Source organism: Nostoc sp. (assembly GCF_036917235.1).
In the GTDB taxonomy this organism is placed as follows: Bacteria; Cyanobacteriota; Cyanobacteriia; order Cyanobacteriales; family Nostocaceae; genus Nostoc.
On record NZ_JBALDU010000114.1, the window covers coordinates 105,745 to 125,081 of the forward strand.

17 protein-coding genes are annotated in these 19,337 nt (G+C 40.6%); 11 read left to right on the forward strand and 6 right to left on the reverse strand.

From position 1 onward, the window contains the following. Positions 1-189: 189 nt before the first annotated feature. The 6 genes from V7K44_RS32680 (at position 190) to V7K44_RS32705 (ending at position 7,770) form a co-directional block, all read left to right on the forward strand. Positions 190-2,886, forward strand: a complete 2,697-nt coding sequence (locus V7K44_RS32680; protein WP_334938184.1) for an HD family phosphohydrolase — start codon at positions 190-192, stop codon at positions 2,884-2,886. 105 nt (positions 2,887-2,991) lie between these two features. Next, complete coding sequence (locus V7K44_RS32685) at positions 2,992-3,414, forward strand: putative toxin-antitoxin system toxin component, PIN family (protein ID WP_334938186.1); 423 nt, start codon at positions 2,992-2,994, stop codon at positions 3,412-3,414. A gap of 6 nt (positions 3,415-3,420) precedes the next feature. Beyond that, positions 3,421-3,639: a toxin-antitoxin system HicB family antitoxin gene (locus V7K44_RS32690; protein ID WP_334938187.1), complete on the forward strand. Its 219-nt coding sequence runs from the start codon at positions 3,421-3,423 to the stop codon at positions 3,637-3,639. A gap of 302 nt (positions 3,640-3,941) precedes the next feature. After that, entirely contained in the window at positions 3,942-4,760 is an 819-nt protein-coding gene (locus V7K44_RS32695) for a ParB/RepB/Spo0J family partition protein (RefSeq protein ID WP_334938189.1), read from the forward strand. Between the two features lie 12 nt (positions 4,761-4,772). After that, on the forward strand, positions 4,773-5,486 hold the full coding sequence (locus V7K44_RS32700) for a hypothetical protein (protein WP_334938191.1): 714 nt from the start codon (positions 4,773-4,775) through the stop codon (positions 5,484-5,486). Continuing rightward, on the forward strand, positions 5,479-7,770 hold the full coding sequence (locus V7K44_RS32705) for an esterase/lipase family protein (RefSeq protein WP_334938193.1): 2,292 nt from the start codon (positions 5,479-5,481) through the stop codon (positions 7,768-7,770). Before V7K44_RS32700 ends, V7K44_RS32705 begins: the two co-directional genes overlap by 8 nt. Before the next feature lie 294 nt (positions 7,771-8,064). Here the strand turns inward: V7K44_RS32705 and V7K44_RS32710 are convergent, their stop codons facing one another. After that, complete coding sequence (locus V7K44_RS32710) at positions 8,065-8,721, reverse strand: TetR/AcrR family transcriptional regulator (protein WP_334938195.1); 657 nt, start codon at positions 8,719-8,721, stop codon at positions 8,065-8,067. A 333-nt stretch (positions 8,722-9,054) separates the two neighbouring features. On the opposite strand from V7K44_RS32710, the gene V7K44_RS32715 reads away from it, so the two are divergent. Both V7K44_RS32715 and V7K44_RS32720 read left to right on the forward strand, forming a co-directional pair. After that, entirely contained in the window at positions 9,055-10,008 is a 954-nt protein-coding gene (locus V7K44_RS32715; RefSeq protein WP_334938197.1) for a Rieske 2Fe-2S domain-containing protein, read from the forward strand. Positions 10,009-10,084: 76 nt separating this feature from the next. Continuing rightward, positions 10,085-11,449 (forward strand): cytochrome P450, encoded by a 1,365-nt coding sequence (locus V7K44_RS32720; RefSeq protein ID WP_334938200.1) that lies wholly within the window; start codon positions 10,085-10,087, stop codon positions 11,447-11,449. Here the strand turns inward: V7K44_RS32720 and V7K44_RS32725 are convergent. Then, positions 11,440-12,588, reverse strand: coding sequence for a hypothetical protein (locus V7K44_RS32725; RefSeq protein ID WP_334938201.1), 1,149 nt, complete (start codon positions 12,586-12,588; stop codon positions 11,440-11,442). The genes V7K44_RS32720 and V7K44_RS32725 overlap by 10 nt on opposite strands. A 153-nt stretch (positions 12,589-12,741) precedes the next feature. On the opposite strand from V7K44_RS32725, the gene V7K44_RS32730 reads away from it, so the two are divergent. Continuing rightward, a complete protein-coding gene (locus tag V7K44_RS32730; protein ID WP_334938203.1) occupies positions 12,742-13,317 on the forward strand; it encodes a Uma2 family endonuclease in 576 nt (191 codons plus the stop codon). Between the two features lie 203 nt (positions 13,318-13,520). Here V7K44_RS32730 and V7K44_RS32735 read toward each other — a convergent pair whose 3' ends face one another. The 3 genes from V7K44_RS32735 to V7K44_RS32745 all read right to left on the reverse strand — a co-directional run bounded on the left by V7K44_RS32735 (position 13,521) and on the right by V7K44_RS32745 (position 16,615). Then, positions 13,521-14,756: a DUF445 domain-containing protein gene (locus V7K44_RS32735; protein ID WP_334938205.1), complete on the reverse strand. Its 1,236-nt coding sequence runs from the start codon at positions 14,754-14,756 to the stop codon at positions 13,521-13,523. Between the two features lie 127 nt (positions 14,757-14,883). Beyond that, entirely contained in the window at positions 14,884-15,588 is a 705-nt protein-coding gene (gene ubiE, locus V7K44_RS32740; protein WP_334938207.1) for a bifunctional demethylmenaquinone methyltransferase/2-methoxy-6-polyprenyl-1,4-benzoquinol methylase UbiE, read from the reverse strand. A gap of 82 nt (positions 15,589-15,670) precedes the next feature. Further along, on the reverse strand, positions 15,671-16,615 hold the full coding sequence (locus V7K44_RS32745) for a response regulator (protein ID WP_334938209.1): 945 nt from the start codon (positions 16,613-16,615) through the stop codon (positions 15,671-15,673). 309 nt (positions 16,616-16,924) lie between these two features. Here V7K44_RS32745 and V7K44_RS32750 point away from each other — a divergent pair, with 309 nt between their 5' ends. Further along, positions 16,925-18,013, forward strand: coding sequence for a RuBisCO accumulation factor 1 (locus V7K44_RS32750; RefSeq protein ID WP_334938211.1), 1,089 nt, complete (start codon positions 16,925-16,927; stop codon positions 18,011-18,013). Between the two features lie 17 nt (positions 18,014-18,030). On the opposite strand, the gene V7K44_RS32755 is transcribed toward V7K44_RS32750, so the two are convergent. Then, complete coding sequence (locus V7K44_RS32755) at positions 18,031-18,165, reverse strand: hypothetical protein (protein ID WP_334938213.1); 135 nt, start codon at positions 18,163-18,165, stop codon at positions 18,031-18,033. Positions 18,166-18,185: 20 nt separating this feature from the next. On the opposite strand from V7K44_RS32755, the gene V7K44_RS32760 reads away from it, so the two are divergent. Beyond that, complete coding sequence (locus tag V7K44_RS32760; RefSeq protein WP_334938215.1) at positions 18,186-19,289, forward strand: SCP2 sterol-binding domain-containing protein; 1,104 nt, start codon at positions 18,186-18,188, stop codon at positions 19,287-19,289. Positions 19,290-19,337 lie beyond the last annotated feature (48 nt).

Sequence of the window (19,337 nt, forward strand, 5' to 3'; positions counted from 1 at the left end):
CCGCCACTGTGTATTAGTCTTATATACTGGAATTTTTCAGTAAACCCTCGGACTGATTCTGTAGCTAGCTATTGTGGCAAATCAGCAATAAAAAAGCCCCCGCTACCAAGTTGCAGCAGCCGCAGATCGAACTTTCCTGATAATTGTCTTTTTTTGAGCTATCAAAGTCGGCAATTGCAGGTATAGATAATGAAAATGCATCAATTTTTGCAGTTCTTGAACCAGCAATTGACTCACTGGCGGCGACAGTACAAAACACTACGCCGTAAGGGAAAGTTAGTGAGAAGTCCCAAAGGTAAAACCCATAGAAGGGAACTTCTAAGGACTATGCTCAAGAATGTATTCCTGTTTTTATCAAAAACCAATGAGAAAAGCAAACGTCGAAAACAAGAAAGAGCGCTAAGGGCAAAGGTAAAATCGGTTAAAACTAAGAGTAGTATTTGTGCAGTTGGTTTAGATTGGGCATATAAACAGCGTTACTCGGTGATTTTAGCGATCGCTGTAGTGTCCCTCACAGGTATTATTGGGTATAAATTATACAATCAAACTCAACTCCGAGTAGGACATCCCGCACCCCAAACGATTACAGCGCCTTACACAGCTAGCATCGAAGATCAGAAAAAAACCGAAGCCGAGCGCAAAGCCGTCAGCACAAGCTCCTTACAGGTGTTAATGCTTGATGCGCGAATCAACGAAAAAATCAACGAAAATTTGCAACAACTTCTAGATGATGGCAACGAAATTCGCGCTGTTGCTGGAGCTTTTCCTTTTTTTGATCCTGTAGTTTTATCTATCTCTACCCAACGTTATCTCCGCTCTTGTTCTGAGTTGGAATGGCAAGCATTGCTATCTGCTGTAGAAAATAGTAAAAATCAGCAGCAGAAGAGAATCGGACAAACCACCCCAGCCACACCCAATCAGAAACGCCAGCCGCGCATCACATCCAAATCTGATTCCCAGAGTCTAGAGAAGACAGAGCCAGTAGATTTTTCTCAAAACACTGATTTTACTCAAGCTGTAGCAGAACTAGAATCTTTCCGCCTCACAACTTCTGAGAAAAGCTTGTCCTTAATGATTGCCGAAATTTCCCAAACACGTCAAAGATACATCCAAGCCACTACCAAACTTTTAAAGTTAGAGACTGTTAGCACCGAAGCAGTATATGAAGAATCTCTACTTTTGGATTTATCAGATGTGGAATGGGAAAAAACCCAAATGGGAATCCATCAAAGTATAGAGCGGATTCTCACCCAAGGCATCCCAAAAGGACTGCCAAAAAATATCTTGCAAGATGCGGTGAGTTTACAATTACAGACTTTTGTACCAGAATCCGCTGAAACTTTGGCAAAAAATCTGTTGTTAGCTGTACTCAAGCCGAATCTGCAAAAAGATGAAGAACAAACCAGACAAAATGCTCAAAAGGCGGCGGCTGGCGTGCCACCCGTGATGGTGAAGGTACGGCATGGTGAGGTAATTGTCAAAAAAGGAGCGCAGATTACTGCATGGAACTTTGAGGTGCTGGAGCATTATCACCTGATTCGCCGGGAGATAAAGTGGCAGGAGTTGGTGAAGTTAGGAGGCGTGATTGCGATCGCTATTGGCATTTTTGTCTGGGTAGAACGCCATATTGATTACGAATTGCGACAACGCGATCGTCTGTTGGTGTTATTGCTAACTCTAAGTGTGCCAGGAGTAATCGTCATCGGATTGCCCTATACCACTTGGAGCGCCCTTGGTTTATTGTTGGGAAGCTTTTACGGCCCCACTTTGGGGTTGACAGTTGTCGGACTGTTGTGTCCGATATTAGGCATTAGTTTGGATATGAGCAAGGCTGCGCTTTTAGCTGGTGTTGGGGGAGGAATATTAGGTAGTTACATTGCCCAACGATTGCGATCGCGTGAAGAGTTAGCATTATTAGGCGTTGCGATCGCCTTAACTCAGGGTGGTATTTACCTGCTTGTTAAAATCTTAATTGGTCAAGTATTTGGTTCAACCTGGTATATTGTCTTCCAAGAAGCGGGATTGTTTGCTTTATCCGGCTTAGGGTGGAGTGTTGTAGCCTTGGGTTTAAGTCCTTATCTAGAAAAAGTTTTTGATTTAGTTACCCCAATCCGTTTAGCAGAACTGGCGAACCCTAACCGCCCTTTATTAAAACGACTTGCTACTGAAACTCCGGGAACTTTTCAACATACGTTGCTTGTGGCTACCCTTGCTGAAGCTGCTGCCAAAGAATTAGGATGCAATGTTGAACTAGTCAGGGCTGGAACATTATATCACGATATTGGCAAAATGCACGACCCTCTTGGCTTTATTGAAAATCAAATGGGGGGGCCGAATAAACATGATACAGAGATTAAAGATCCTTGGAAGAGTGCAGAAATTATTAAAAAGCACGTAACTGAAGGGTTAGTGATGGCGCGTAAACACCTTTTACCTACGGCGATTCAAGCTTTTATTCCAGAGCATCAAGGAACGATGCTGATTGCCTATTTCCATCACCAAGCCCAGCAAATGGCTCAGTCAGATCCAAGTTTAACTGTAGACGACGCAGACTTTCGTTACGATGGGCCAATTCCCCAATCACGGGAAACCGGGATTGTCATGTTAGCAGATTCTTGCGAAGCAGCGCTGCGATCGCTGCAAGCATCGACTAAATCTGTGGGAGAGAAGCGATCGGTTAAAGATGTCTCTACAGAACAAGCTTTAGCAATGCTGAATAATATTCTACGTGCCAAGTGGCAAGACAATCAACTCGTTGATTCAGGACTAAAACGGGAAGAGATGTCACAAATTGCCCAGATATTTGTAGATGTTTGGCAGCAATTTCATCACAAACGGATTGCTTATCCGAAGTTGAAGGCTAGTAGCACTGCGCGGAAATCGTAATGCGATGTCTACAACAGGCTACGCCTACGCATATCTGTTGATAATCTTGTTAAGAAGTTTTTTTGAGTCGCGCTGTTATGATAGCATATATGCTATCATAACAGCATGGCGATTAAAATTGTGGTTGATACCAGCGTTTTTATTAGTGCGCTTATTAGCTCTAAGGGTTCCAGTAGAGAACTGATTCGACGCTCCTTGAAAGGCGAATATCAGCCTTTGATGGGAAACGCTTTATTTTCTGAGTATGAGTCAGTTATTGGGCGAGAAGAAATTATCGCCAAATGCCCTTTAACGAGTGCAGAAATTTCTGCTTTACTAGCATCATTTATGAGTGTGAGTCAATGGATTTATATTTACTACTTATGGCGACCTAATTTAAAAGATGAAGCTGACAACCATTTAATTGAATTAGCTGTTGCTGGTAATGCTCAAATTATTGCCACTCATAATATTAAAGATTTCCAAAATGCTGAATTGTTATTTCCTAACTTATCAATCTTAAAACCTGAAGAAATTATTAGGAGTTAAACAAAAATGGCTACTTTAACTATTCGTTTACCAGACGAAAAACACAACAGATTAAAAAAACTGGCTCAAGCCAAAGGTATAAGTGTAAATAAGCTGATTGAAGAACTTTCCACCATAGCTCTAGCAGAATTTGATGCCAGTACCAGATTTAAGGCAATGGCCGCAACTGGGAATCCAGAAGAAGGTTTAAGAATACTTGCTAAACTTGATGCTCTGACGGAATAGAAATAAGAGAGTTTATAGCGGGATGATACAAGCACCCAGTTGAGGCGATTATGGGTGCGATGTCTACGACGGCCTACGCCTGTGCTTACCTGCTGATAACCAACATTAGAATTAAAAAAGTACAAGTTTTTAATTCAATTATTTAACGTCAGTTCGGGTTAAGGAGGTTTATTCAACGTTAACTGGCTGAAACGGTGCAAGCACGTTGACAGATCCCAGAATCAAGCAACGGTGTAATGAGGGTTTCAGCTTATCCCGAACTCAGGTTATGTAAATATAAAACGGTTAATGATGAGGTACAGATGACAATTACTGAGAATAGTGTAGTTAGAGAAATTCCACTTGACCAAATTGACATCGGACTGTCTCAAGTTCGTACTAGCGAGATTGACGAAGGTATTCAAGAATTAGCAGCCAGCATTGAAAAAATAGGACTCCTTGAGCCAATTGTTGTTTCTCCAAAAGCGGAAGAACGATATGAAGTAGTCACAGGTCAGAGGCGTTTTCTAGCACATCAGTATTTAAGACGTGAAACTATACGTGCTACAATACTTGCTGAACCAGTAGAACCAGAAATTGCAAAAGCAATTTCTCTAACTGAGAATATGGTTAGACAAAATTTGTCAACCAAAGACTACATTGATGCTTGCACAGCGTTATACATAAAATATGGGTCTATTAAAAAGATTTCAGACACATTAGGACTTCCCTATTATAAGGTAAGCCAGTATGTTAAATATGAGCAACTGATTGAACCATTAAAAGAAAAAGTTGAAAGTGGTTTAAAACTTGATGTTGCACTTCGGGCGCAAAAAGCAGCGACAGACTCAACTAGTAAAGAAGTTGACAATGAAGCTGCTATCATTTATGCCGAAGAAATGCAAAAAATGAGTGGTCTTCAACAACAACAAATCGAAAAAGTTGCGAATCAAGAGCCAAGCTTACCTCCAAAAGAAGTTATACAAAGGAGTAGGCGGCAGAAGCAAATAAATCTCAGAGTAGTAGTTGGCGACAAACTATATGATGCTTTAAATCAATTTACACAAGATGAGGAGATTGACCAAGATAATGCGGTTATAACTCTCCTTGAAGCAGCGCTTTCTGAACGGGGTTATCTCTAAGTTAAAAAACTTATGTTAGATTCACTTTCGTCTGAGGAACGGCGAGATTTAATTCTCTCTATTGGAACGCATAAGAAAAATCGCAGGCTATCTCCGATACAAGTTGCTCAATTATTAAATCGCTTGTATCAAATTCAAGGAATTTCCCTCAATCAAATCGCCCAGGAACTTGAATTAAAAGACCCCTCTATTTTGCGTAGGTTTCTTTTGCTATTATTGCTCCCGCCTGAAATACAACCTCTTGTCAATTGGGGAACATCACCAGGTTATCTGTCTTTTTCCGTAGCATCTGAAATTTCGAGGGTTAAAGAGTCTGAAAATATTAACCTTTTGGCTAAAGATGCGCTTGAGAATCAGAGGAGCAAAGAAGAAGTTCGTGCGATTCTTCAATGCAACCTGCGGGGAGGAGGAAGCTTAACTGACTGCATAGAAACAATTGACTCGACTCGATCCAAGGTTATTCACCATTATGTTTTCCTGGGCAAACTTCCAACTCTAGCTGATGGGAGTCAATGGGAAGAACAGTATAGTTTTGAGCTTCGAGCTATGTTATCTAAGCTAGTACATGAGGAAAACGTTCTTTCTACTGCTATCAAAAATGGCCGTTTTAGCTTTACATTAACCGAATCAGCTACTAAAAATCCTAAAGTTGCTCCCCATCTTACACCTCAGAAGGTCGAAGCTTTTGTCGCCAATTTACTGATGAAAAGGAGCAACAATGAATAATCTTCAAGGTGCAGCTACTGTTCGCAAAGATGGATGTATTCTTATAGGTCAGACTGTGACTTGTGATGGATTTGCTCCAGAGCGTTCTATTCGCATACAGACTAATATCAATCGCCTTAATGATTTCAGTACCAGTAAAGGACAGCAAAAAAAGATTGTCTTAAGTAAAGAAACTTATGAACAATTATTAGAAAAATCTCCAGATATAAAGTTTAGACGTGGGCAATTTGAAGTTCTTCCAGCCGATGGAAGCTGTCATATAGTCGAGAATATTCAAATATGTCTGTTTCCATCAGGTGATAAGCCCGGTTCAGTAATGCCAGTGGTTCGCACTGAAAATGGCGTTAATGTAATGTATTCGTCAGATTTATCTTGGACTACAAGTTCATTCGGGGTTTCTTTCCCTGAAATAGATGTTTTGGTTGTAGATGTAAAATCAGGCAATTTTGACTCTAATAGTGCTGATTGGAACGTAGTAATCTCATTAATACAAGCAGTACAACCAGCTTTTGTTATTACTTACAGTTCGCAGGATGGAAATGCTAGTTTACTGGCTGATTACATAGAAAATAACTTAGGAATCAAAGCAAGTTTTGAGGAACAGCCTGTAGGACTGGCTTGGGGAGGGACAGACGGAACAAGAATAACCAGTCAATCTGCGACTAGAACTACTCCTGTTAGCTCAACTTCCTTAAAACGGCTCATTGTTGTTGTTCCTTCTGAAAATCAAGATGCTGAAAGTTGGAAGCCGTTAATTGAAGAACTTAAGAAGGAAACTGCCCTAACTGAGAGTGAATGGCTACCTTGGGATAAGCATAATCTTCATGATTGGAGTTTTCAGAAAGGCATTAGCTTATGCACAGAGCTAAAAGCCAAAATAGATGCAAAGTGGCGACGCAAAGGCCCATTTGACGAGGTTATCCTTATTGGGCATAGCTTAGGTGGTGTACTCATTCGGCAGACTTACCTATTAGCATCTGGTATGTACCCTGATTATGATCAAAGTCCCTGGTATGAGTACGTCAGGCGCTTTGTTCTTTTGGCTTCACCCAATCGCGGTTTAGATCCTACTCAATCTCTAATTTGGCGAATGGTAATGGCGTTTGAGAAAGCTACATCTTTTTCCTTACAGAGATTGATGCCATTACAAGATTTTATTAGAGGCTCTGCCTTTATCACAAATTTGAGAGTTGAGTGGATTCGACATTTCAACGACGAATCTTATTATCCACTAACTATCGTTCAACTGTTGGGGGCAAAAGATGGAAAGATAACTCGTGATGACAGTGTTGATTTAGAACAGTTTCCTGATGCTTTTCATATAGATATTCCTGATGCCGAATACACGAATATTCACCGCGTAGATTGTGCAGAAGATAGTGAAGAAAGATATCATCTGATTAGGGAAGCAATTCTTAGCAATCAACCATTAGATGAAAATCCTAATTTAGCGCCATCCATTGCTAGAAATAATGTGGTATTTATTCTTCATGGAATTCGAGCTAGTAATAGCGGCTGGGTTGAGCAGATCAAAGAGAAAATACTTCAAGAAGATCCAGACACAGTAGTTATCACTTCTTCCTATGGTTACTTTTCGGCGTTTAACTTTGTTCTTCCTGGTCTTCGTCAAAGTAATATAGCTTGGTTTATGGATGAATATAGCTACTATTTTGCTAAGTATCCCAATATAGATTTTCATTTCATTGGACACAGTAATGGGACTTATATTCTAGGGGAAAGTTTGAGGAAAGTACCTGGAATGAAGTTCAAACGAGCTTACTTAGCTGGTAGTGTTTTACCACAAGAATATCCTTGGAAAAAGATATTTGACAAGGGTCAATTAGAGAAGCTATGCAATGCCCGTAGCTCTTTTGATTGGCCAGTTGGAATTCTGTGTAGTGGTTTACGAGGAGTAGGAATGGCAGATATTGGAACTGGAGGATTTGATGGTTTTTTGATGGGAGATGATCGATTGCAAGAATTGTACTATTTTAATGGAGATCATGGAAAACCTCTAGAAGAGAGCAATCATATAGGTATTATTAAATATATTTTAACAGGCATAATTTCTCAACCTCAAGGACTGAAATCTGAAGCAGAAATATCTAATTTTCAATTTTTTTCAAGGATTTCGCCTTTTATTAATCGTTCGGTTTTTATAGGTATTATAATAGTCAATTTTTTATTTATATTTTATAACTTTTCTGTGATAAAGTTAGCCATAGTTTTAATCTTCAATGTAGTAATTTTTTGGTTAATCAGAGTTTTATTAAGTGTGATATAATTTAAATCTCGCTAGTGTCAGGTTGGCTGGAACGATTTTTTCTACATAAAAGCCAAATGGCACTTATGGCTAAATCTTTACCATCAAATATGGGGTCCCCGTTCCACTTTTCTTAGTGTCATTCCGAACTGAGGTGATTTACATACATCCGGTGAGCTTGGTCGTTATACGCCTTCATTATTTGTGTGAATGTGACAAACCTAAGCGCTTGGGTTTATCAAGAGAGCGAGTAGTTACTATACTTTTGTCACCCCATAGCGCTTTACTGGGAAAGAGTTTTCCCATATTCAATCCTTAATTCTCACTACGCCGCACACCAGACAAAATAAAATTAACTGCCGCTTGAGTATGCTGCTCAATCATTTCTGGACTCAGCAGTTGCAAATCGGGTCTAGTATGCTTGATGTTTTCGTAAGCGTTGAAGTATAAATTACAAACTCCAATAATATGCAGGGTGGTGAAAAATGGATCGAGTTGACGGAAACAACCTTCCGCCATCCCGCGCTCTAAAATCTTGATGAGATAGCTAAAATTTTCTTGCCAGTTCGCCTGCTTGAAATACTTTCCTTGATTTTGGTTTGCTTCTTGAAACCAAAGCATCCCTCTGTGCGGATGAGCAGCTTCGTAAGCGATCGCTTCTTTAACAAGCAACTTCAAGGCTTCCTCTGGTGGGAACCGATCCAAATTTAGCTGCCCAAACCCTTCGTGCATCTCCACCGCCGGACGTTGTAGAACAGCTTGATATAGTCCTTCCTTGCTCTGGAAGTAGTAGTAAATCATCGCTGTAGTGACACCTGCACCTCTAGCGATCGCCCCTGTCCGCGCCCCTTGAAGTCCATTTCTGGCAAACTCCGCTTCCGCCGCATCGAGAATCTGCTTTTTCGTTGCTTCTGCATCGCGCACCTGACGCGGCTTTTTAGATGAGAATTTTGACTGCGTTGAACGACCCACATTGCTCCATCAGCATAACGAAAATATATTAACTAAAAACTTGGTTAGTAGTTGACATAGAAGATGAAATTTATTAAATTAATATTTACTAACTAAAAAATTAGTTAATTGCATAACTTGTCCATGCAGTAGCCGAAGTTAGCCGAGCAAATGCCCGGTAGTATTAGTTGGTCCATTGCAGACAAGACTTTAGTTATCCCAATTTACATTCAAAAGAGTGATGTAGAACAGGCGACACCAGCTTGTCTACAACCTTGAAGTTTCAAGATTACGTTACCTTTTGCTAACGCATCTAGCAACTTTTCAAAAAATTATCAAGATTTTGGAGGAAAAATGGAAGCAATTTTACCTGGTGCGCCTTGGTTAATCGCGCACAAATCTACATTAGGAGTGAATAAACCTAACAAAATCACATTAAACGGACAGGACTATGTTATTTGGCAAAACCAAAAAGGCGAAGTGTTTGCCCTTGATAACATCTGTCCGCACATGCAAGCACCATTATCAGGTGGCTGGGTTTGTCAGGAAAGAGATACTATTACTTGCCCTTTTCATGCACTAGAATTTGATGGGCAAGGCAGACTACAGCAAGGAGATAAAAAAGAAACTCAGCCAATTACCAAAGCATTAGAGTTAATTATTAGCAATGACTGCATCTGGGCTTATGCCGGATTTGAGCCAAGATTGCCCATCCCAGATTTGCATCAGAAAATTGTCGATGAATACGAGTTCATTGGAGTAACTGGGGAAAAAAGTATTGAAGGTGAATTTTTGAGTAACCTGATGGTTAACTATGACTATAATCACCAAAATGGTACTCATAAAGAACTATTTAAAATTACATCTTGTAATGTAAGTCATTTTGAAGAAAAAGGATACTCTGCCATAGTCAAACAAGAACTGAAGAGAGCCAACAACACACTAGGAGAAATTCTCAAAAATCCTATTTTGGGAATCTTCCCTAAAACACTTTCTAACACACTCGAATACGCTTTTCCTTCAACTACAGCTTTGTTGGCTAAAACCCCTATTGGTGATATTGCTCAAATTCATATTCTCTACCCGGAGACAGAAAAAATTACCAAGACGTTTATTTTGATGTATGCCAAAGTCGTCAATCCTTTGATGAAATTTCTGTTTAAAAACTCAGTTTTACAAGCAGCAGCCACAGTCATTGAACAAGATACAGGTGCAGTTGAGAGTTTGTATCCTCGGCAAAAACCGAAAATAAGATTGCCAAATGAAGAGATTATGTTCTATGCAGAAAAACTCTACCGTGATTGGTAATTTGTATTTACAAAGCTTAACTGCGCTTTACAATTAAGTAAATACTGTAGCTAATTTCTGCTAGAGGTACTTAAATATGCAGCAGCTAAAATCCGCCGAAGAAATTCCTGGTAGCTATGGCTTACCCATTTTGGGGGAGACTTTGGAAATATTTCGGGATTCAGAGTTGTATTTATGGCGACGATTCCAGCAGCATGGTTCAGTTTTTAAGACGAGCGTTATGGGGCGTAAACGTGCTTATTTAATTGGTCCTAGTGCTAATCGGTTGGTACTGGTGGAACAGGCGGAACACATGTCGTCGCGGATAGGGTGGTATTTCCTAGAATCAACATTTGGCAACAATATTTTATTACAAGATGGGGAAGAACATTGGTTAACTCGTCGCTTGATGTATCCAGCATTTCACGGAAAAGCGATCGCTACATACTTCGATACCATTCAAAATATTGTGCAAGACTTCCTCAAAGATTGGGGAGAGCGAGGAACGATTTCCTTAAATTCTAGTTTCCGTCAGCTTACCCTAATGGTTGCGACTCGCCTGTTCTTGGGAAGTCAGAACAAGAGTGAAGTTGAGCAAACCAGTCAGTGGTTTACACAACTGCTAGATAGCAGTATGGCGATATTGAAATGGAATGTCCCTTTTACTTTATATGGTCGCGGTCAAAATGCTAGGGGTAAATTAGTGGCTTTCTTACGTGAAGCGATCGCCCAACGTATCGAGCAGGGTAACTTAGAAGAATCAAAAGATGTTTTGGGATTACTCTTAGCCGCTGTTGATGAAGACGGCAATAAATTGAGCGAAGCACAGATAATCAATGAGGCACTATTATTACTATTTGCTGGACACGAAACGACAGCCTCTTTGCTGACTTGGGTAATCTTTGAATTAGGTAATCATCCAGAGTGGCGAGAGCGACTGCGCCAAGAACAATTAGCAGTTGTGGGAAATAATCCCCTTAACCTGTCCCATCTCAAACAACTTCCACAGTTAACCAACGTCCTAAAAGAAGCAGAACGGCTCTATCCGCCAGTGTATGCCTATAATCGTGGCGTCCTCAAGGATATTGAGTATGGAGGTTATCGCATTCCTGCTGGTTGGTTTGTCACTATCTCGCCGATGCTGACTCACCGTTTACCAGAACTGTACACCGATCCCGATCGCTTCGACCCCGATCGCTTTGCACCACCTCGTGAAGAAGATAAGAAACATCCCTTGGCACTACTGGGTTTTGGTCATGGTTCGCACAGTTGTTTAGGCATGGAATTTGCCCAGATGGAAATGAAAATCGTGCTTTCTACACTGCTTCGCCATTACGACTGGACAGTAAAACCGGATTATTGTGCGATCGCTCCAGTTCGTCAACCTTCTAAACTTAAAGATACTCTACAAGCATATATTGAGCCTTTAGGGACAAAGCATCCCTTGAATAGTCAAATATAAATCTTTGATGAAACAATGGTATGTTGGCTATAAAGTTTTGCAATTGCTGGTGTTAGTCTGTTGCCTGCCAGACTATTTTGTAGTTCTTTCGCTAAAGCAATGACTTCGTTACTTGGTTGAGTCATCTCATTTTGCAGAACTTCACCCTCTACTATGACATCAGAGTTTGCTTTTACAATCTCTGCATCATCTGGTTGTTGAACTATTTGGGTAGGAATATCTATTGAAAGTGTAAACACTTTCTGCTGGATATAGACAGTTGTAACAATATTTTCAACTTCATTAAGATGAATTTCAACTGCTTCGAGTCTTCTTTCTGTTGTATATTTTTCGTGTACTTTATTAGGAGATATCCAAGTTAGCTTTTTGACAGGATGCTGACCACATATATAACTAATTAAATAACAACTCTCGTAATTTTTATCAATTTTATTTAGCTTTATCTTTAGCTGTAAAGCTTGTAGAGCGTTTTTCCAGTTAAAAGATAAATCATCATTATAATCTTGCAAAATATCAATAATTTGTGGAATGTCAACTGGATATCCACTTGATTTATTTGCTTTTATATGTGCTTCAGATATCATGTTTGTGTCATGATTGGCTGTGCATTTTGCTTCGCAAATTAAAGAAGCAATAATTACTCCTTCACTATTACGCCGAAAAGCAAGACAATCATCACCTGTACGTCCAGGTTGTGGCTTTGCAGTTTCTCCAGTTTGCTTTAGAAATTCTAAATGCTGAAACGCTACTGGGTGGAATCGAAAGAGAAAAGCGGGAACTTCCCAATTATCTTGCCCAAAAGGAGCAAAATTTTCAGCAATAATTCCTGCAAATATCTCTCCAAAATAACCTTTGAGTGTCTGAATATGAAGACGCTCAGGATAGCCTTCGCTTGGATCGCTTTCTGAAAAATCTCCAAATGGAGCGAGAGAATTTCCTGCTAATTTACGAAGACGATATCGAGCATCTTCATGGGCTTTTTGAACAATTAATATTAATTCATTGAGAATTATATCTCGTTGGCTTTTATCTTCTTTGAGCAGACGATGTGTATACCGCTTATCTTCAGATTCGCTAACTGAGTTAGATAACCACTTTGATATTCCGTTAAACCTAGTTATTTTTTGTTTTTCTTTCATTTAATATACTCTCTAATATTAATCAGATTTACAATATAAGCTTTTAACTCAGATAATTTTAAAGGATATGTAAAATTTAATACTAAAAGATTAATAACAACCTAGTATGTCAACCAAGTGCTACGCTACAGTTAGCAAGATTGAGAGGCAACTATGACTGCCCTGATTCTGAACCTTAGTCCCACCATTGAGTTAACAGATGAGCAGTTCTTCCAACTGTGCCAAAATAATCGAGATTTGCGACTTGAGCGCACGGCAGAGGGAAAATTAATTATCATGCCACCAACTGGATGGGAAAGCGGAAATCGAAATAGTAGACTGACACAGCGCTTAGGTAATTGGGCTGACGCTGATGGCACAGGTTTGGCTTTTGATTCCTCAACGGGTTTTAAACTTCCCAATGGTGCAAATCGCTCTCCAGATGCATCCTGGGTAAGCCGCAAGCGATTAGAAGCTCTGAATCCAGACCCCGACAAATTCCTATCACTCGCTCCAGATTTTGCGGTAGAATTACGCTCTGCTTCAGACAGCTTAAAAACTGTGCAACAAAAAATGCAGGAGTACATTGATAACGGTGTGCGTTTAGGATGGTTGATTGATCCGCAAAACCAACAGGTGGAAATTTATCGCCCAGGAGAGGATGTTGAGATTCTGCGATCGCCTACTAGCTTATCAGGAGAAGATGTATTACCAGGATTTGTGCTGAATTTAGCACAGATATTGAGTTAGGCGATCGCTTTTTACTCACATCCCTTTTCAAAAGGCGTAGGCGTAGCCCGCACTTCTCTACGAGACGCTCCGCGTAGCTTGCTTCCCCGGAGGGGTACGACAAGCTCAGTGACCATCGTAGACATCGCTCAATTCCCCTCATTTCATAATCTGGCCAAATTGCAACTATAATTTGACAAAAATTTACAGTTACAAAGAAAAAATTAATATTGACTTAATATTAAAAATACCGTCTGCAATAACCCGATAACAAAACCTAAAACACCACCTAAAGTCACAATTGCCTGCAATTCATTTTTGACAATTCCTTCAATGGCAGCTTCCAAATCAGCAGGTGAAGTTGATTTTACCCGGTCAACGATCACTTCATCTATCGATAAAATTGGAATCGCCTGTGCCACAATTGCTTCTAAATCTTTTTCCAAATACTTCTCTAAAATTAGAGCCAACTCTTGACTCATTACTTCTAAAGAAGTACTGACAACTGGTGAAGCACTAACACGATTCAGCAGCACGACAGCAATATTTTCCCAATCAACAGAATCAGTTAATCCTTGTAAAAAATCGCTGCCACTATTTTGCAGGTAATGACGGACACTTTCGCGGGTGGTTTTTCGGAGTTGACGAACCGTACCCATTGGCAAGTTTTGTAATGATAAATTTTGCAGTAATTTCCGAATGCGATCGCGGATCTGCAAATCTTGAGTCAATTCCTGCAAGCGATTATTAGCAGCCTCCTTTTCATCCAAACAAAAAGTTCGTAGGCGTGTAAGAGTATTACGTAAGCCAAACAAATTTGCTACTACCCAATAAGTCCCACTGGTTTTTTCGCGGAAGCCTTCATCGATAATTTGAATGGTGCGATCGGTCAAAAAATCAACTATCGTTTGGCGGAGCAGATCCGGCGGTAAAACTATTTGCAACAACCAATCAGCAAGCCGCGTAGCTTGTTCTTCACTCAGTTGAAATTCCAACAATATCTGGTCAAAAATTTGATTGATCTGCGCTTCCAAAAAATCTTCACGCCGCGCTAAAACCTTGAGCAATCGTGGCAAAGATTCCCCTAGTAAATCCCGCAAAATTCCAGCTACAATTTTGGCACTTTTCTCGTTTTTATCTGTTTTGATTTGTTCAATTGCCAACCGCAACAACCAGAGAATTGCTGATTGCACGCGTTCTGTTTGCAATAAACGCCGTGCCAGATTTTGCAATTCTTGTGGTGTCAATAGTGACCCCATGATTGTATTAGAAATATTCTTAGCCAGACGTTCCTGATTGCGGGGGATCAATCCAGGGGTAAAGGGTACTTTTCGTCCAGCGATATAAATTGCTCGGTAAGGACGGAACAACATTTTGATAGCTATATCATTTGTGAAATAGCCAATAATTCCACCCAGTACCGGGGGAGACACATAAAGCCAAAGATGAGACCAGTCCAAGGGAAGAATTTAAAAAGTTAGGAGGTTAGAGCTTAGAGTTAGGAGTTAGGAGTTAGGAGTTAGGAGTTAGGAGTTAGGAATGATAAATTTTAAATGAGAATTTATCACTACTCATAAGTCATAACTTTTAACTAATAACTCCTAACTTACTAAGCACTAGCACTCCCATCATACCGTTCGCAATGGGGTAGTGTGTGGCAACTGCAAAACCAACTTGATGAGCTAACTCTATTTGCTCTTTGCCAATGGGAAAGCGATCTAAGCTGGGACTGATGTAAGCATATTCTTCTTTTAAGCCTAAATAACTGGCAACTGGCACTACAAAACTGTCCAGATACAACTGTTGAAAAGCGCGTAGCTGAGGATTACTCGGTCGATGAAAGTCTAAAATTGCGGCTTTAGCTCCCGGCTTCAAAACCCGGTATAGCTCTTGGAGACTGCGGGGAATATCTTTAACATTTCTTAAACCATAGCCCATTGTTGCGGCATCAAATTGGTTATCGTCAAAGGGTAAATTGAGGACATCAGCTTCTACCCAGTTGATTGCAGGTTGGGGGTACTGCTTTTGGGAGCGTTCTTTAGCATTTTCTAGCAGGTTTTGGGAAAAATCCACTCCATACACCTGTCCTGTTGCCCCGATACGCCGTGCCAAACGTAAAGCTAAATCACCACTACCGCAACATAAATCTAATGTAGTATCTCCTGGTTTAGCTGCACTCCATTTTACTGCCATTTCTTTCCAGATTCGATGCTGTCCCAGACTCAACCAATCGTTTAATTGGTCATAAACTGGAGCAATACGGTTAAAAATGGACTGAATTTCGTTAGTCATTGGTCAATAAGTCATTGGTCATTAGTCATTCGTCATTTGCCAAAGATAAAGGACAAATGACTAATGACAACTACACAATACCTTAATGAGAGTGACTACTAGTCAGAGCGATCGCCACCAGTTGTGCTGATAAATTAATTAGCACCAATTCATCTTCTCGCAAGGTGCAAGGTTGTTTCCACTGGAGCGACAATACACCCAAAAGTTGATTGCGGTAGCTAATTGGGATCACTAAATGTGCCTGCACACCAGTATTTTGGTAGTGAATCGCATCAACTAATTTAGTGTCTTTAAGTACATTTAAGGAAAGTTGCAATTGTCCCGTGGCGATCGCTTCCCTGGTTAGTGGGTCTTGAGATAACCAATTTTCTATTGTACCTATATCGCTGTAAGTTCCTTGAGTTGCAACCAGAGTATTTCCATCTGTAAGTTGTAAAATACAGCCGTCTGCCCCAAAAGTTTCACTCACAGCCCTAGCAATGGGAGCAAGAGTTTCTTCTAAACTAGAAGCGGCTTGAGTTACCTGTACTAAAACACTCAGCAGCGCCATTTGAGCATGAGCACGGCGTAATTCTTCTGTACGTTGCTTAAGCAAGTCGTAGGTTTCTGCTGCTCTTTGCACCACTGCCTTCAGTTCCCCTGGGTCCCAAGGCTTGGTGATATATTTGTAGACTTGCCCAGCATTAATTGCTTCTACCAAGTCTTCTATATCAGTAAATCCAGTGAGAATTATTCTTACTGTATCGGGAAACTGAGGTACAGTCTTACTGAGAAACTCAGTCCCTTTCATTTCTGGCATCCGTTGATCGGAGATAATCACGGCTACCTCCCCTTCTGTTGCCAAAACTTGTAGAGCGTTCACCCCACTATCAGCTTTCAGAACATTAAAGTCGCGTCGAAATGTGCGATAAAGTAAATCTAGATTATCTGGCTCATCGTCAACTACTAAGATTTTCAGCTTTTTTGGTCGTTCGAGAGTCATAACTTGAGATTGGACTTTATCAATTTCGAGATTGGGTTTATCCATAAGATTTTCCTTTAAATATTCACTCTCTTGTTATATTCCATACCAAGTTTAGTTGAGAATAGCCGAAGAGCGCCAAGGGTTTATACGGAGTTATTTTGCATATTTTAGAACGCTAATAATGAGCGCTACACAGGAAATTTGCCTGCCCAAATATCTGAATTAAAAAATGTTGCGCTATAAAAACTAACTAAATAAGCAAAACTATGGCAGTTTTGATCGTGGATGAGGTGTAGGTCTGGGTATAGATTAGAATAATACTTGCTCATGAGGTGTTAATTAACCTCTCAAGTTGAAGCTTGCACTCCGATTATGACTGATTTACCACCCAACACTCAGAATCCCGAAGATAATCCTACAAACGATGTAGCACAAGAGTTACTGCGAAGACTGAGGCAAAAACAAGGCAACTGGGTGGAATGGGGAACCGCGATCGCCTCGTTGCTAAAAATCGGTTTCAACCCTCAAGAAATTTTTGAGGCGACTGGATTTGAGCCGATTCAACAAAATCAGGTGGTTGTTGGTTCTCAAGTTTACAATTCTTTGGAAAAGTTTGGAGTATCGGCAGAAACGCGATCGCACTATACTACACGTGGCAGCGATGTTTTATACGAGCTGCGTTTACTTACTCAAGAAGAACGTGCCGCCGCTGCCGAACTAATCTTCGTCCACAATGTTGATGCTGATGAGGCACGGGATATAGCCAAAGCCCTGAAAGAGTTCTCTTATTACCGCACTTTACCAGAAGGGTTTTCTGCCCATCCTGGGGATGCTGTTGCCCACCAAGTTTGGAAACTGGCACGCCAAAATGCAGATTTACAACAGCGATCGCGCCTAATCGCCAAAGGTTTGCGTTTTGCTCATACGCTAGGTGCAAGGCAAAAAATCGAACAGTTACTGACTGATTTTACTACTGTTCCGCAGCGTCCAGCGCCAATTTTACCGTTTTACCGCCTGGAATTTGAAGAACAGTTACCCCGAATCTTGCCCGTGGTAGGAGAGTTGCCATTATCACGCCAAGACTTGCAAGCTGTGCCCATACTGACAGAAATTGAACCATTTCGGTTGGTCAAGTTTTCTGGAGAACAAGCTTGGGTACCCTTACCAGGTTGGCAAGTACTATTGGCGGCAGAAGATCCAGTAGTGATTTTAGCGAATAGCGATCGCTTCCCCATTCAAACCCAAAGCCAAACAGGGCCAGTCGTAGTTGTCATAGATCGTGCCCAACGAGAATGGGATGCCTCCAGCTATTTTGTCGTTGAAAATGGTGGTGAATTAGATTTTCAATGGTTTGAAACTGAGCCAGAAATTCCTCTATTAGGACAAATTATTATCATCGTGCGTCCTAAGAAAATTCTGGATGAAGAATTAACTAAAGATTCATGGCAGATTGACGAATAAATTCAATTTTAGACGAGCTAACTGCGTAACACTCCCAAACCTTCTGGCGTGGGAGTGTTGGAGATTAAACTAGCTGGAGCAAAAATATCAACACAATTGGATTGCTGCTCAACGCCAGGATATTCTGGTAGCTTTTCCACCGACGAAGACATTAGTTAGTTTTGTGTGTCGCATGAATCGGGAGAATGTTCGTAGTTCAGAGCGATCGCTAGCTAACGTAGAGTTTCACACTACAGGCGATGAAGTCAACCAAATTGCTCATGAGATTGTTGCTACCCTTGAACAAAAAGGAATTCGAGCTTTAAATCCAGCAATGGGTTTTCCAATGGAAATGGATCGCTTTCCAGGGAAAATTTGGGTTGTTTCCCACAAACCTGTAGCTGTAGCCGCAGGTTTAGGTCACATGGGGATTCACCGCAACGTTATTCATCCCAAATTTGGCAACTTTATTTTACTAGGGACGATTTTGATCGAAGCTGAGGTAACTAAATATAACAGACCAATTGACTATAACCCCTGCCTGGAGTGCAAATTATGTGTAGTAGCTTGTCCAGTGGGAGCTATTGGTAGTGATGGACATTTCAACTTCTCAGCTTGTTACACTCACAATTATCGAGAGTTTTTGGGAGGATTCACCGATTGGGTAGAAGATATTGCCGAAAGTAAAAGTGCCCATGAATACCGTCAAAAAATGAATGATTCGGAATCAGCGTCGATGTGGCAAAGTCTTGCTTTCAAAGCAAACTATAAAGCAGCTTATTGTGTAGCTGCTTGTCCAGCAGGGGAAGATGTAATTGGTCAATTTTTGAGAAATAAGAAAGGCTTTGTTAAAGAAGTAGTCCGACCCTTACAAGATAAAGAAGAAACTATTTATGTTGTTCCAGGTTCCGATGCCCAAGACTACGTAGCGAGAAGATTTCCACACAAAAAAGTTAAGCAAGTTAGCAACAGCCTTCGCCCTAATTCTATTCAAGGGTTTCTTTCCGGGTTGCCTCTGTTATTTCAAAGGAATCAATCAGTAGGACTGGATGCTATTTATCACTTCACATTCACTGGAAAGGAAGAATGTCAGGCGACAGTCATAATTAAAGATAAGACAATTCAGGTGGAAAATAGTCATATTGGAACAGCCAATATTCACATTTCTGCCGACAGTCACACCTGGCTTCAGTTTCTAGCTAAGGAACAGAATATTGTTTGGGCGCTAATCAGGAGGAAGATCCGCGTTCGAGGATCGTTACGTTTACTTCAGACTTTTGGAAAATGTTTTCCCTGAGGAATTACTGTAATCGAATATTTACAAAGTTTTTTTCAGGGTTTGTAG